15 protein-coding genes and 1 pseudogene are annotated in these 12,491 nt (G+C 57.8%); 14 read left to right on the top strand and 2 right to left on the bottom strand.

Annotated features, from left to right (window positions below):
* The first annotated feature begins 52 nt into the window (after window positions 1-52).
* From EZH22_RS02000 to EZH22_RS01980, 5 genes are all read left to right on the top strand, one after another.
* Window positions 53-562, top strand: coding sequence for an Lrp/AsnC family transcriptional regulator (locus EZH22_RS02000; protein ID WP_203194149.1), 510 nt, complete (start codon window positions 53-55; stop codon window positions 560-562).
* A gap of 86 nt (window positions 563-648) precedes the next feature.
* Window positions 649-969: a 2Fe-2S iron-sulfur cluster-binding protein gene (locus EZH22_RS01995; RefSeq protein ID WP_203194148.1), complete on the top strand. Its 321-nt coding sequence runs from the start codon at window positions 649-651 to the stop codon at window positions 967-969.
* A gap of 118 nt (window positions 970-1,087) precedes the next feature.
* The gene (locus EZH22_RS01990; RefSeq protein WP_203194147.1) at window positions 1,088-1,591 is read left to right on the top strand and encodes a VOC family protein; all 504 of its coding nucleotides are present in this window, start codon (window positions 1,088-1,090) and stop codon (window positions 1,589-1,591) included.
* 79 nt (window positions 1,592-1,670) lie between these two features.
* Complete coding sequence (locus EZH22_RS01985; RefSeq protein WP_203194146.1) at window positions 1,671-2,600, top strand: fumarylacetoacetate hydrolase family protein; 930 nt, start codon at window positions 1,671-1,673, stop codon at window positions 2,598-2,600.
* Between the two features lie 156 nt (window positions 2,601-2,756).
* Window positions 2,757-3,263, top strand: coding sequence for a flavin reductase (locus tag EZH22_RS01980; protein WP_203194145.1), 507 nt, complete (start codon window positions 2,757-2,759; stop codon window positions 3,261-3,263).
* 39 nt (window positions 3,264-3,302) lie between these two features.
* Here the strand turns inward: EZH22_RS01980 and EZH22_RS01975 are convergent, their stop codons facing one another.
* Complete coding sequence (locus EZH22_RS01975; protein ID WP_203194144.1) at window positions 3,303-3,713, bottom strand: GlcG/HbpS family heme-binding protein; 411 nt, start codon at window positions 3,711-3,713, stop codon at window positions 3,303-3,305.
* 216 nt (window positions 3,714-3,929) lie between these two features.
* Here EZH22_RS01975 and EZH22_RS01970 point away from each other — a divergent pair, with 216 nt between their 5' ends.
* The 4 genes from EZH22_RS01970 to EZH22_RS01955 all read left to right on the top strand — a co-directional run bounded on the left by EZH22_RS01970 (window position 3,930) and on the right by EZH22_RS01955 (window position 7,607).
* Window positions 3,930-4,961 (top strand): CDP-6-deoxy-delta-3,4-glucoseen reductase, encoded by a 1,032-nt coding sequence (locus EZH22_RS01970; RefSeq protein ID WP_203194143.1) that lies wholly within the window; start codon window positions 3,930-3,932, stop codon window positions 4,959-4,961.
* 77 nt (window positions 4,962-5,038) lie between these two features.
* Window positions 5,039-6,235, top strand: coding sequence for an acyl-CoA dehydrogenase family protein (locus EZH22_RS01965; RefSeq protein ID WP_203194142.1), 1,197 nt, complete (start codon window positions 5,039-5,041; stop codon window positions 6,233-6,235).
* Between the two features lie 436 nt (window positions 6,236-6,671).
* Window positions 6,672-7,214, top strand: coding sequence for a luciferase domain-containing protein (locus EZH22_RS01960; RefSeq protein ID WP_203194141.1), 543 nt, complete (start codon window positions 6,672-6,674; stop codon window positions 7,212-7,214).
* An 84-nt stretch (window positions 7,215-7,298) separates the two neighbouring features.
* On the top strand, window positions 7,299-7,607 hold the full coding sequence (locus tag EZH22_RS01955) for an antibiotic biosynthesis monooxygenase (protein WP_203194140.1): 309 nt from the start codon (window positions 7,299-7,301) through the stop codon (window positions 7,605-7,607).
* Window positions 7,608-7,697: 90 nt separating this feature from the next.
* On the opposite strand, the gene EZH22_RS01950 is transcribed toward EZH22_RS01955, so the two are convergent.
* Window positions 7,698-8,462, bottom strand: a complete 765-nt coding sequence (locus EZH22_RS01950; protein ID WP_203194139.1) for a TetR/AcrR family transcriptional regulator — start codon at window positions 8,460-8,462, stop codon at window positions 7,698-7,700.
* A 936-nt stretch (window positions 8,463-9,398) separates the two neighbouring features.
* Here EZH22_RS01950 and EZH22_RS01945 point away from each other — a divergent pair.
* From EZH22_RS01945 to EZH22_RS01925, 5 genes and pseudogenes are all read left to right on the top strand, one after another.
* Entirely contained in the window at window positions 9,399-10,088 is a 690-nt protein-coding gene (locus EZH22_RS01945) for a hypothetical protein (RefSeq protein ID WP_203194138.1), read from the top strand.
* A 48-nt stretch (window positions 10,089-10,136) separates the two neighbouring features.
* Window positions 10,137-10,766 carry a cytochrome c oxidase subunit 3 gene (locus EZH22_RS01940; protein WP_203194137.1) on the top strand — a complete coding sequence of 210 codons (630 nt, stop codon included), beginning with the start codon at window positions 10,137-10,139 and terminating at the stop codon, window positions 10,764-10,766.
* A 4-nt stretch (window positions 10,767-10,770) separates the two neighbouring features.
* Complete coding sequence (locus EZH22_RS32755; protein WP_203194136.1) at window positions 10,771-11,043, top strand: cytochrome C oxidase subunit IV family protein; 273 nt, start codon at window positions 10,771-10,773, stop codon at window positions 11,041-11,043.
* A 20-nt stretch (window positions 11,044-11,063) separates the two neighbouring features.
* A pseudogene (locus EZH22_RS01930) lies at window positions 11,064-11,779 on the top strand (TetR/AcrR family transcriptional regulator).
* Between the two features lie 174 nt (window positions 11,780-11,953).
* Complete coding sequence (locus EZH22_RS01925) at window positions 11,954-12,424, top strand: acyl-CoA thioesterase (protein WP_203194134.1); 471 nt, start codon at window positions 11,954-11,956, stop codon at window positions 12,422-12,424.
* Window positions 12,425-12,491: the final 67 nt, after the last annotated feature.

Here is a 12,491-nt window from a genome sequence, read left to right as displayed (position 1 = left end):
ATAGGCAGGACATGCCGCATATTTGAGAACATTGAAAAAAGATGCCGCGGTGATGCTCTTCGACGACATGGATCTCAAGATCTTGGAGGAGCTGCAGGCCAATGGGCGGCTCACCAATGTAGAGCTCGCCTCGCGCGTCGGGCTTTCGCCCTCGCCTTGCCTCGCCCGGGTGCGATCCCTGGAGGAGGCCGGCATCATCGGGCGCTACGTCGCGCTGCTCGACGCCGAGCGGATCGGGCCGAGCGTGAGCGTGTTCATTCAGATCACCCTTGAGCGCCAGTCTGACGCGTTTCTGGCGGAATTCGAGACCGTCATAGCCGGCATGCCGGAAGTCATGGAATGCTATTTGATGTCCGGCGATTCCGACTATCTGCTGAGGGTTCTGGTCCGCGACACTGTCCATCTTCGCGATTTCGTGCGTGACACGCTCACGAAATTGCCCGGTGTCGCGAAAATTCGATCAAGCTTCGCGTTGAAGCAGGTCAAATACCAGACCGCTCTGCCGTTGGGCCGCATGACGGATGCGCGCGGCCCCCGGAGCCGCGCGTCACACCGACGCTAGGTCGGGGCTTCTATAAAATTAACATTCATGATAATAACTGCGTCAATCAACGATATTATGAGCGCACGGGGAGGGTCGAACGCGCCATGCCAAGGATCACCTTTATCACCGCAGACGGCACCAAATACCCCATCGACGCCCGCGTGGGGGAAAGCGTGATGCGCAATGCCATCATCAATGACATTCCGGGGATCGATGCCGAATGCGGCGGCAGCCGTGCGTGCGCGACCTGCCATGTCTTTGTGGACGAGGCCTTCTGGGAGCAAGCGGGTTCGCCTTCCAAGGAGGAGGGCGAACTCCTTGAATTCTCGGAAAACACCCGGGACAACTCCCGGCTCTCATGCCAGATCGTGGTGTCGGATGCGCTTGATGGACTCGTCGTTCACATCCCGGACACCCAGCGTTGAAGGAAGCGGCGCCCCACGCCGTTTAATTAACATGGTTGACAATAAATGTTCCGGCTGCCACCTTTCCGCTGCATGCAGAACGGCTGGCAGGCCAATGAAGAAACAAGGGAGGAATGCCGTGGAAAACGACGTCGCGACGATTGATTCGTCTCCCGTGCAGGAGGCGCACCATTCCGTTGTCAGGCCCTTTGCCCTGACGCACGGCACGTGCGAGTGCTACAGCCTGAAGGACACGCGGAAGTTCTACGAGGAGTTCCTCGGACTGGAATGCGTCCGGCATGCGCCTCCGGGAATGGTCATGCGTTGCGGCATGAAATTTCACATCGTCTGCCTTGAGGTGGGTGACCAGGTGCGTCCCTGCACCATCTGCAATCACTGGGGCCTCGATGTTCGTACAAAGGAAGAGGTTGACGAGGCTCACCGCAAACTGACAGAGTTGAAGGACCACTATGGCGTGAAGACGATCATGCCCGTGCAGATGCAGCATGGCGTCTATTCATTCTATTTCGAAGACATGAATCACGTCTGGTGGGAAATCGAATATTACGATGGGTCGTTGCATGACGACTTCTTCGATTTCGGCGACCGCTATACCGACAGCGTGCTCGAGAAGGAAGGTTGATCTGCGGCTGGTCGTCCCTTGCGCCGGCATATGGCCGGCGCAAGGTGATTTCTGGCGTGCAGAACATGCGGAGCCTTCAATGCCGGGTGAATACCGACTTTTGACCTATGCCGACCGCGACGGACCGCGGGCTGGTATCTGCGTCGCTGATATCGTCTATGACGCGGCCGAGGTTGCAAATAATGCTCACTTTAATTCTGTCTTGTCCGTCCTGGATAACTGGAACGTGCTCGACGAGAGCTTTGCAGCTTTCGCTGCGGCGGGCGGGCGCGGGTTGACGGGCAAGCCCCTGGCCAATCTCACGCTCCTGCCCCCAATCCTTTATCCGGGCGAGATCTGGGCGGCGGGTGCCAACTACAATGATCACATCTCCGAAATGGCGGATGAGACCGAATACAAGGCAGTGAACGCCAAGACCATCAGTGGCGGGCGTGCTTGGCACTTTGCCAAGACGGCACGCAGTTCGGTCGTAGGGCACGAATCGGTCAATCCGCTGCCGGATTACTCCAACATGGTCGACTGGGAGATCGAGCTTGCGGTGGTCATCGGAAAGACCGCATCGAAGGTGAAGGCGGCAGACGCCATGGACTATGTCGCCGGCTATACCATCGCCAACGATCTCTCCGCGCGCGACCACGTGGTTCGACCGAACATCGCCGCGGATTCCCCCTTTCGGTTTGATTGGCTCTCCCACAAGGGGTTCGACGGGGCCTGCCCCATCGGTCCCTGGATCACGCCGGCCCGCTATGTGAAGGATCCTCACGCGCTGGACATGAAGCTTTGGATCGACGGCGCGTTGATGCAGGATTCCAGCACACGACATATGATCTTCAGTATTGGAGAGCAAATCGAGGAGATTTCCGCGCGGGCCACCATGCATCCCGGTGATGTCATCCTCACGGGAACGCCGTCAGGAGTTGGATTCTCCCGCGGCATCTTTCTCAAGGCGGGACAGAAATTGCGCCTGTGGATCGACAGGCTGGGAGAGCTGCGTCACAGCTTTTCGTGAAACAGCCGCCCCTTCCTCCCGATCGATTTGGGGCCCTCTCATAACATAGACAAAATATCCATTGCGCATCGTGTATATTCCAGTTGGCTCACTGTTTACTGAATATGACTTGAGATATTCGGGGCGGTGAGCTGCATTCCGCGCGGAGAGAATAGGATGATCGGCCAGCAAGATTTTCGCGAAGCCATGTCGCGCCTCGGCGCCGCGGTCAACATCATCTCAAGCGACGGGCCTGGTGGTCGATGCGGCTTTACCGCCTCCGCGGTCTGCAGCGTGACCGACACACCGCCAACCCTGCTGGTCTGCATCAATCGGACCTCGGCCTCCTACCAGGCGATCCGCGAGAATGGCGTGCTTTGCGTGAACATGCTCGCGGGTCGTCACAAGGATATCTCCTGGCTGTTTGCCGACCGTAACAAGACAGTCGATGAACGGTTTGCGGGGGCCGGGGGGTGGACATCCTTGACGACCGGCGCGCCGGTGCTCCTCGATGCGGCCTGCGCCGTCGACTGCCGCGTGACCGAGGTCTCCGACATCGGTAGCCACGGCGTGTTCTTCTGCGCGGTCGTCGGCTTGCGCCTGTCCGACAAGATCGAAGGGCTCGTCTATTTCAACCGCTGCTTTCACGGCCTTGAGGGTTCGGTGATCACCGAGTTCGCATGAAGTGCATGGCGGAGCCTGGGGCACTCCCTCGTTGCCGGCTCAGCCATCCTTCGCATCTGAGAGCGCATCGGCCGCGACCCACGCGACCTCGGCATCCGCGGCCGGCAGCGCTCCGGAGACTCCGATGCCACCCACGCGTTGCCCCTTGTACAGCAGGGGCATGCCGCCTTCGACCGCGATCCGATCCATGGAAAGAAGAGAGAGGCGAGCCTGGGTCGCATCCTCGATGACACGGGTCGGCAATCCGATCAGGGCCGCCGTGCGCGCTTTTTCTATCGCGGTCGACACACTGGCGGGGCTTGCCTCGTCCATCCGCGCCAGCGTGAGCGGAAAGCCCGCGTCATCCACCACGGCGATGCTGATCCGCAGGCCGCGCCGCGCGGCCTCCGCGAGGCCCGCCACTTCCGCTTTTCGCGCCTCATCAAAGGAAATGGCGTAGCGCCGCCGCATATAGTCACCATTTTATCAATAGGTTAATTGGTCTTTGCGGGCGACCGCAAGCCGATACGATCCATCATAATGTAAAATATTTTGGATGAAATAATTGACAGGGATATTATTTTGTTCAAAGTTTGGATCAAACAAGCGCAAGCCAAGAGCGCACAGAAGGTCGATCGAGACCGTCTGCAAGCGATCCCATGCGCGAGATCGGGAGCGACGCCAAGCATGAGCTACAAGGTCGAACTGCGGCCGAGCGGCCATTCGTTCGAGGTCGGCGAGAGCGAGGCCATCTTGGCCGCCGGCCTCGCGCAGCATGTGAACCTTCCCTATGGCTGCCGGATGGGCACCTGCTGCTCCTGCCGCGGCAAGGTGATCTCGGGCGAGGTCGACCTCGGCAACGCCCATCTCGCCTATCTGCCACAGAAGGCGCGTGACGAGGGTTACGCCTTGCTGTGCCAGGCGCATGCCCTGAGCGATCTGGTGATCGAGATCGAGGAACTGCCCGAGCTCGCCGAGCCGCAGGCCATGCCTGGCATCGTCAAAGACGTTCGCAGGCTGGCCGACGACGTTATCCTTCTGCATGTTCGTCTGCCTCTTCACCTAAACCTCCGTTTTGCGGCAGGCCAGTATGTAGACCTGTTGCTTCCGGGCGGTGTACGGCGCAGCTATTCCATCGCCAATCCGCCCAAGACGAGCGGCGTGATCGATCTGGAATTTCACATTCGCCATATGCCGGGGGGCCTGTTCACCGACCGCCTGTTCGGCGGAATTCAGCCCCGCGAGAAGATCCAGCTCGAAGGCCCACTAGGCACATTCTTTCTCCGTGCCTCTCCCAAGCCTGCCCTGATGCTCGCGAGCGGCACGGGATACGCACCGATCCGCTCGATCCTCATGGATATCCTGGCGAGGGAAAGCACGCGCGCCTTCAAGCTCTATTGGGGCGGGCGCCGCCCGAAGGACATCTACGCCGCGGACGAGGTGCGTGCGCTGGAGGCGCAATACCCGAACTTCGAGTTTGTGCCCGTCGTATCCGATGCGCTGCCCGAGGACCGATGGGACGGACGCACCGGTCTTGTCCACCGCGCCGCGATGGCGGATTACCCCGATCTCTCCGGCTGGCAAGTCTATGCCTGTGGTGCCCCCGCCATGATCGATGCCGCGCGCAAGGATTTCACCGCCCACTGCGCGCTGCCCGAATCGGAGTTCCTTTCCGATGCTTTCGTGTCCCGCGCCGACCTTGCCCGAGAGGCCGTTTGAGCAGCAAGGCCGAGCCAGCCGATCCATCCATTCAAGACAACCATCCAGGTCCGCGACGGACGGGGGAGGAAAGAGAAATGAACGTCACCGCCATCAAGGCTGCACAGAAGCCGGAAGATCTGCACGCCCGCGCGCGGGCTCTCGTGCCGATCTTGCGCGCACGCAGCCAGGAAATCGCCGAAACCCGTCGCGTCCCTGACGACATCATCGCTCGTCTATATGCTGAAGGCCTCATGGAGTTGGCCAGGCCAAAGCTCTATGGCGGACCCGATCTCGGCGTGGATCTCATCTTCGACATCGCACAGATCCTGGCGGAAGGCGACGGCTCGGTCGCTTGGGTCTATGGCGTGACGAACTCGCACGATCATCTTGTCGGCCTCTATCCCAAGGAGGTCCAGGATGCCTATTGGGCGTCCGGGCGTCCGCTGTGCGCCTCCTCCTACGTGCCGACCGGACGGGCGGAGAAGGTCGAGGGCGGCTACAAGCTGAACGGCCAATGGCCGTTCTGCTCTGGCATCGACCACTGCGACTGGGTCGTGGTCGGCGGCGTGACCGGGATGCTGCCTGGCGAGCCTCCACGTCCCGACCTCTATCTTTTCATGGTTCGCGTCTCCGATCTCGAGCTGGTGGACGACTGGGATGTCATGGGGCTCGCCGGCACCGGCTCCAAGTCGGTGCTCGCCAAGGACCTGTTCGTGCCCGAAAGCTACGCCCTCTCCAATGCCGCGGTCATGACGGGTGGGGCGCCGGGCGCACAGATCCACGACAATCCGATCTACCAAGCTTCCATTTGGCTCATGTTCGGTTTCTCGATCCTTTCGCCTGCGACCGGCATCCTGCGCGGCGCCTATGAGACCATGCTGGCGGACGCCCGCCAGCGTTTCGCGGCTCGGGAACCGATGTTCATGGCAAAGCTCGCCCAGACCGAGATGCGCTTCGCGGAGGTGAGCGCGCTGCTCGAGGCGTCGGAGATGCTGTTCAACACCGCTATGCGTGAGTCGTACCGGTTGATCGCAAACGGCACGCCCTTCTCCGATGAAATCCGCGTTCGCAACCGTCGGAACCAGGTGGTGGTCGCCAGGAACTGCCGGCAGGCCATGGATTCGCTGATGCAGATGGCGGGCGGCGGCGGCATTCGGGAAGCCGGCGCCGTGCAACGCGCCATGCGCGACCTCTACGCCATTTCGGCGCATCCCGGCGGCAATTGGGACGGCGCGATGACCAGCTACGGATCGGTGGTCCTCGGGGGCCAGCCAACGGAAATGTTCTGCTGACCAGATTGAGCTTTTGTCTGCAGGGTTTGTGAAGCGAACAACATAGAAACAGGAGAGGCCAGATGTGCACCCTCGGAATGGACCTGGTCACACGACCGCCGGTTCCCGTGGTCACGCCGAAGGAGGCTCGCTCGCAACTTGAGCGCTATATTCAAAAGCATGGATTGCCGGGCAAGATCGAAGACTTCACCCTGGAAATGGTGCAGTACCATGAGATCGTGACGGTGGTAGACAGCGCGAGCGACCTGGAAGCCTGGGTCAAGCCCACGCGCCCCTTTCAGATCGAGATCCTGGGCGGAGTGCACGAGCACGGAGCGGCGCCGGGTATAGCGGACGCTGTCCGCTATGTGGTGATCCGCTCGAACGGCGCCGACGGTATCGTCGGGGGGCGCCGGAAGGCGAGGAATCTCCGGCCGGCAGCGGCTGGAGCCTCTGGGTGCGTTTCTATCCTAACGGCCGCACCATCTTCGAGCGTCCCAAGGGGGATCATGACTTCTTCCCGGGGCGCGAGAACAACATCCTCATTCCGTGCCGTGAAGGCCTGCGCCCGGCGACCGGATCGACCTTGCCCCATCAGCAACTCACCGATCTGGCACCGGGGGATCTGCGGGCAAAAATGCGGCAGTGGATGGACAGCCACTTTTCTCACGTGCGGACCGGGCCAAGCCTTGTTTCCGACCACGTAACGTGGGCCATGCACATGGAGGGTATCCCGCTAGGCCCACGGGCGCGTGTTCTGACCCCTTTTCCTGGCGCATCCGAGTTCGCCCATATGCACGTGGACGGGAGTTGGCATGTTGCCCTGCCTGCCGAAGATCGCTGGGAGGTTCTTGCCAAGGGGTGGGGTGAAATCCATCCGGTAGCCAAGTTCGGCATTAATGCGCTCCTGATCTTCGCCCCGCGCAACGACCAGGAGTTCGAGATCCTCCAGAAAGTGGTGGATGCATCATACCGCTACGCCAAGGGCGAGATCATTTGATGCCAACGCCCCGGCGGAGAGAGAAGACGATCTGCCGGGGGCAAAGGACGCCGACTCTCCGAATTTCCAGATCGAGGCGATGCTATGGTGATGATGGTCAGCCGGCGGCGACTGCCGGAAGGCGATTTCGATGCGTGGACGGTGCGGTTCGAAGCCCAATGCGAGGCCCGCGCCAAGGCCGGTTGCCGCGGTGTGCGTCGATTCCACGCCGTTAATGACAAGCATGAGCTGATGGTGATCTTCGATTGGGACACCATCGAAAATGCCAAGGCGTTTCTGAACATAAAGCTTACCGAGAAACCGGAATTGCTGGACAAGCGATCCGGTGACACCTCGGCCGGATTGATGCTCGAAAACAGATTCATGGTCGAAATGGAGCCACTTCCAAGTTAAATTGCTATCGAGCGCAATCGGTCTTCCCCCTCCACGAGCGATATAAAATCGTCTCGTGGAGAGGATGTCATATTAAATCACGGTAAAATTTCATGACGCAGCTTGCTTCGCCAATTGCTGTCGGATTCCGAGAATAAACAAGTGGCATCCTCGTTCAAACACCTGCCGGCCTCCAATTTCAAAAGGCGCCTTCTTGCAAAAATGAATATTCGGATACTTTTCAGGGTCGAGGTCGTTGGCTTTTTCCTCGAGGAAGCTGGTGTGGTCGCGTGGATAGATGTTGTGAGTGGCGCCGTTGCTCGCACTGATGAGAAATTCGATGATGAGGTGCGCAAATGTTCCCGTCTCCTGGCTTGAGAGTCCGGATGAGCGAACGACACCTGCAAACCTTTCCAGCATTTCAACCCCATAATCAACCTCTTCCGGCAGTGTGAGCTGGAAAATGCGAAATCGACTATGGGTCACGACATATGCCGCAATTCCGGCATACCGTACAAATTGCTCAAATATAAGCTCCGCCACTGCAACCAGATCCGTTTCCCAATCAGCATTTGGCTTTGGCCATTTCCGCAACAGGTCCTTGTAGAAACGGTTCATGATGCCAGACGTCAGCCAATCCCGACCTTCGATATAATAATGTATAAGAGCGGGAGTAACCTCCATTTGCTTGGCAACCATGACGATGGATAAATCCTGCAACGGAGTCTTGCGGCTCATCGCCAAGGCCGTCCGGATGATCGATTCTTTGGAAATGTTATTATTGTCCTGAGCCAACGGGCGACCCGGCGCGCGCTTGGATGATCGCGTGGCTTGACCGACATTGGTTTTTTTGGACACCTCTTTTCGAACCGCCACTAGCCTATCCTTTCCCATTTTTCGATCGCAGCACCGCAATAGGACCCCGGGAAGCGTGCCGAACGGTCATTTTCCCAGGTCGCCAACACCGACACTTGCGATCGATCTGGGCAGGACTGCATCGGGTCCAGGAGAAAACGAACGATCGTTTCCAATTTGACAGCTTCCTTGTAAAGGTTACCGCACTGCGAAAATTCAAACAAGGAAACCGGCCCTCGCCAACACGCATCGCGCCGTCAGCTCCTCTTCACCATCATTCCGGACATTATGATCGTCGCGAGGCCAAGCCCCCGCGCCGATCATGCGCGATGCTGTTTGCCGATCGAGCTTCGGCTGCATCGGCAACAGGCCTGGACATGCCTGATCAACCGAATTTAAGGGCAATGTCAATTCCCGCGCGATTGAAGCGCCCGATATCCTGCGGGTTGACGTGCCTTTAATGGTATCGGCAGCGGTAGGCAGCCGCGGCTCGAAGACTGGCAGAATGCGAGCAGTGGTTGTGGCGCCGCAGCTCTGGTCGGGATGTCCGCAACGCGATGCAATCCGCGCAAGCCCACTCGTTCATCCTTGAGATGCAGGAGATTTCTCCCGGCATGTGCTCGGCCGGCCTACAAGCATCCAGGAGAAGCGAGTTGAGTATGCGAGCGGACGAGGAAGGCGCCGATCGTTGTCATCAAAGCGCCGGTGAAATGCCATTGGGCCATGTCGCGATTGGAGGTTCAACCCGGGGCGCCTCTCCAGCGCGCTGATCGGATGCCCGTTTCCAAAACAACGCGTCTAGCGCACCAGCGATCGATCTGATATTATTACTGGTATCAATTAAACAGGGATGCGCAGCGACCTCTCAATCACGACAGTCGCCGCTTCGCTTCTCGGCGCGCCGAGGCTGCAAGACGCTGAAGCTGGTCCCGCATCCAAAATAAGTTGGAAACTGATATGAACAAATGGGCTCAGAAGCTGTGCACAATCTGCGGACCCGTAGGCTTTGTTCTCTTCGGAATTGGTCTCTTTCCGTTGGCGAAATTTCTGCCTCCTCCGTCGCCAGCCGCCACTGCCGAACAAATTTCGGATATCTATAGTTCGAATCAGCTTGGAATTCAGCTTGGCGCAATCGTGATTATGATGTCTGCGTCGCTTTTCATCCCCTTTTTTTCGATGATCACCGTGATCATCAAACGTATAGAAGGGCAAGATGCTCCTCTTGCGGTCACCCAAATCGCGAGCGCGATCATGGTGGTCGTTTTTTTCTTCACCGGTGCCATGCTTTTTGCCGTAACAGCATTCCGGCCCGAGCGTTCCGCAGAATTAACCCAGCTTATGAACGATTTTGCGTGGATTATGTTCATCTCGCCGGGAGCGCCGGCCTTTGTGCAAACAGCGGGGATCGGGCTTGCGATACTTTCAGATAAGCAGGCTCTCCCTATCCTGCCGCGCTGGTTCGGTTATCTCAGCCTGTGGATCGCCATTTTGTTCGTTCCAGCGGCACTCGCCGTCATCTTCAAAACGGGCCCCTTCGCCTGGAACGGCCTTCTGTCCTTTTGGGTCCCCGCCATTCTCGTGGGCGGCTGGTCCATGATGATGGCAATCCTCATGTTCCAATCCATCAACAAGCGAGCAGTCGGCTAGACAGCTTGGGCCGCCGCCCACGTGCCGCCTGTAGGAGGGGCGTTCCCAATGACCACCACGGTCAACAAAAACGTGGTCGCTCAGCCGAATGCAGACATTCCACGCACGTCCAAGAACCTGGAGAAGCCAACTCTACCGGGTGAGGTCGGTGTTTGGCTCTTTGTCTGTGGAGACCTGATGGTTTTTAGTTTAATTTTTGGGACATTTCTTTATTACAGGGGGCTGTCCGTCGACGTCTACCAGCAGTCGCAGCAGGCCCTGAATGGCGCTTTCGGGCTAGCCAACACCTTTATCCTGCTCATCTCGAGTTGGCTCGTCGTCCGGGCTGTGGGCGATGCCAGATCTGGCCATTTCGAGCCCGCTCGTCGCCGGATCGAGATTGCAATTGTCCTCGGGCTCTGCTTCATCGGCTTGAAAACGCTGGAGTGGAGCGAAAAGGTCTCAAGTGGTATTACCCTCGTGACCAATGAGTTTTTCATGTTTTATTTCATGATCACGGGAATTCATTTTGGCCACATGCTAGTTGGACTTGGCGCCCTGTCTTATGCCCTTCATGGGCTAAGGGGCCCGGTCGCCCAACGCTCTCATATGGAAAACCTCGAAGGCGTCGCAGTTTTTTGGCATCTCGTCGACCTTCTGTGGATGATAATCTTCGCATTATTCTATGTCATAAGGTAATTATATGTTAAAAACTGTTCCAATTCGCGCCACCGTTGTTTGGCTCGTTCTCATGATCCTGACCTGCATCTCTCTCAAAGCGGTGCCGCGATTTGATTGGTTTTCTACGCCCCAAGCTGGGGTTGTTGCGATCATAATATCATTTTTTAAATCGAGATTAATAATATTCGAATTTATGGAAGTAAAATTTGCGCCGCTGGCTGTGCGACGCCTTGCCGAGGCGTGGTGTATTTGCGTATGTTTCGTCCTTGTGGCCATTTATCTCAAGTTTATTTGATGAATTTTTCTATATAATTTATGTATAAATGCTATTACGCCTCTGCGGTGCGACTTGGATGCGGAGCGAATGGGGGTGAGATGTCAATTGAAGGGACATTTCTCAATTCGCGTAATTCTTGCGCTTCGGCTCGCTTTCAAAGCGATGGCAGAAAGCGGGCATCGATCTTGGAGGCTGCACGTCGTGTCTTTCTTGACAGGGGTTTCGCCGCGGCAAGCATGAATGAAATTGTTCGCGAATCCGGAATCTCAAAAGCGACAATCTATAACCATTTCACCAACAAGTTGGCTCTTTTCGAGGGGGTGATCCGGCTCGAATATTCGAATGTCGCCGAACAGCGACTCGAATATGATAACAACGCCTGGGATGTGGGTGCGGTGTTGCACCAGGTTGGAATGTCATTCATGACGCGAATGGTGCAGCCAGACCATATCCGTCTCCTTCGGATCGTCATTGCAACGTCTGAGAGGTTTCCAGAAATTGGCCGCGTTTTTTCGAATCGGGACCGTGCAGCGGAGAGGCGCGCCTTGCGGGCCTCCTCCGGGAACAGGTGCAGCGAGGTCAACTCAAAATCGTCGACGTCGACATCGCCGCAACTCAACTTCTTAATCTGTATCAGTGCAATCTCGTGACGAGATTGCTGTTTGGCGGGGAGGCAGTCGCGACCGAGCAAATTCAGGAGGTCGTGACAAGCGCTGTGCAGATCTTTATTGCCGCGTACTGTCCGGAACCGTGAGATGCCGGATATCGCGTATAGCTGGGCCGATGGGATTGAAATTAATAACGTCAATACCGCGTACTGCGCCTGCCGCCGGGCACGATGCTTGCGCGTATGGTGAATACTCAGAATCCGACGTCTCCTCTGAACACCCGCCGGGCACGTTTGACGACGGCATCTGAGAGGCAATCCATGTTCGATGCGACAGAATGGCTCGTTTCCACCGCACCTGTGACTATTCGGCGGCGCGTCCTCTGGGGCGAATGTGACCCGGCGGCGGTGGTCTACACGCCGCGCTTCGCCGACTATTTCGCTTCAGCCCGAGATTGGTTTTTACGTGTCGGACTTGATGTTTTCGACCGGCCGCATCCGGCGAAGGCCGGCCTCTCGTTTCCGATGCGCGCGCTTGCTTTCGACTTCAAATCCTTCCTTGCGGCGGACGACATTTTCGATATGCAAGTAACGGTGACCGCGATTTCGGTCCGGACCTTCACCATCCTGGTATCAGCAAGCCACGACGACGGGCGCCCGTCCTTCACGGCCATTGGTACTCAGGTATGCGTCGATCAGGCGAGGCGTTGCGCCGTGCCCTTGCCTGAAAGAGTCGTGAGCGCGCTTTCCGCATACAGACGGCAGATCGATGAACGATCACTCGGCTCTTGAGATGAAAGATCGTGGATTTATTTACTGTTCCAGGCAATGCCTTGCCCATGATCGTTCACTCGCACGC

Source organism: Xanthobacter dioxanivorans (assembly GCF_016807805.1).
Taxonomy (GTDB): domain Bacteria; phylum Pseudomonadota; class Alphaproteobacteria; order Rhizobiales; family Xanthobacteraceae; genus Xanthobacter; species Xanthobacter dioxanivorans.
Note: the sequence above shows the minus strand (reverse complement) of the source record. Positions and strands in the feature narration are given on the sequence as shown.

Excerpts from the sequence above, each read along its gene's own strand:
- EZH22_RS01970 (WP_203194143.1), top strand. The coding sequence starts at position 3,930 with ATGAGCTACAAGGTCGAACTGCGGCCGAGCGGCCATTCGTTCGAGGTC.
- EZH22_RS02000 (WP_203194149.1), top strand. The coding sequence starts at position 53 with ATGCTCTTCGACGACATGGATCTCAAGATCTTGGAGGAGCTGCAGGCC.
- EZH22_RS01940 (WP_203194137.1), top strand. The coding sequence starts at position 10,137 with ATGACCACCACGGTCAACAAAAACGTGGTCGCTCAGCCGAATGCAGAC.
- EZH22_RS01985 (WP_203194146.1), top strand. The coding sequence starts at position 1,671 with ATGCCGGGTGAATACCGACTTTTGACCTATGCCGACCGCGACGGACCG.
- EZH22_RS32755 (WP_203194136.1), top strand. The coding sequence starts at position 10,771 with ATGTTAAAAACTGTTCCAATTCGCGCCACCGTTGTTTGGCTCGTTCTC.
- EZH22_RS01955 (WP_203194140.1), top strand. The coding sequence starts at position 7,299 with ATGGTGATGATGGTCAGCCGGCGGCGACTGCCGGAAGGCGATTTCGAT.
- EZH22_RS01995 (WP_203194148.1), top strand. The coding sequence starts at position 649 with ATGCCAAGGATCACCTTTATCACCGCAGACGGCACCAAATACCCCATC.
- EZH22_RS01980 (WP_203194145.1), top strand. The coding sequence starts at position 2,757 with ATGATCGGCCAGCAAGATTTTCGCGAAGCCATGTCGCGCCTCGGCGCC.
- EZH22_RS01925 (WP_203194134.1), top strand. The coding sequence starts at position 11,954 with ATGTTCGATGCGACAGAATGGCTCGTTTCCACCGCACCTGTGACTATT.
- EZH22_RS01975 (WP_203194144.1), bottom strand. The coding sequence starts at position 3,713 with ATGCGGCGGCGCTACGCCATTTCCTTTGATGAGGCGCGAAAAGCGGAA.
- EZH22_RS01945 (WP_203194138.1), top strand. The coding sequence starts at position 9,399 with ATGAACAAATGGGCTCAGAAGCTGTGCACAATCTGCGGACCCGTAGGC.
- EZH22_RS01965 (WP_203194142.1), top strand. The coding sequence starts at position 5,039 with ATGAACGTCACCGCCATCAAGGCTGCACAGAAGCCGGAAGATCTGCAC.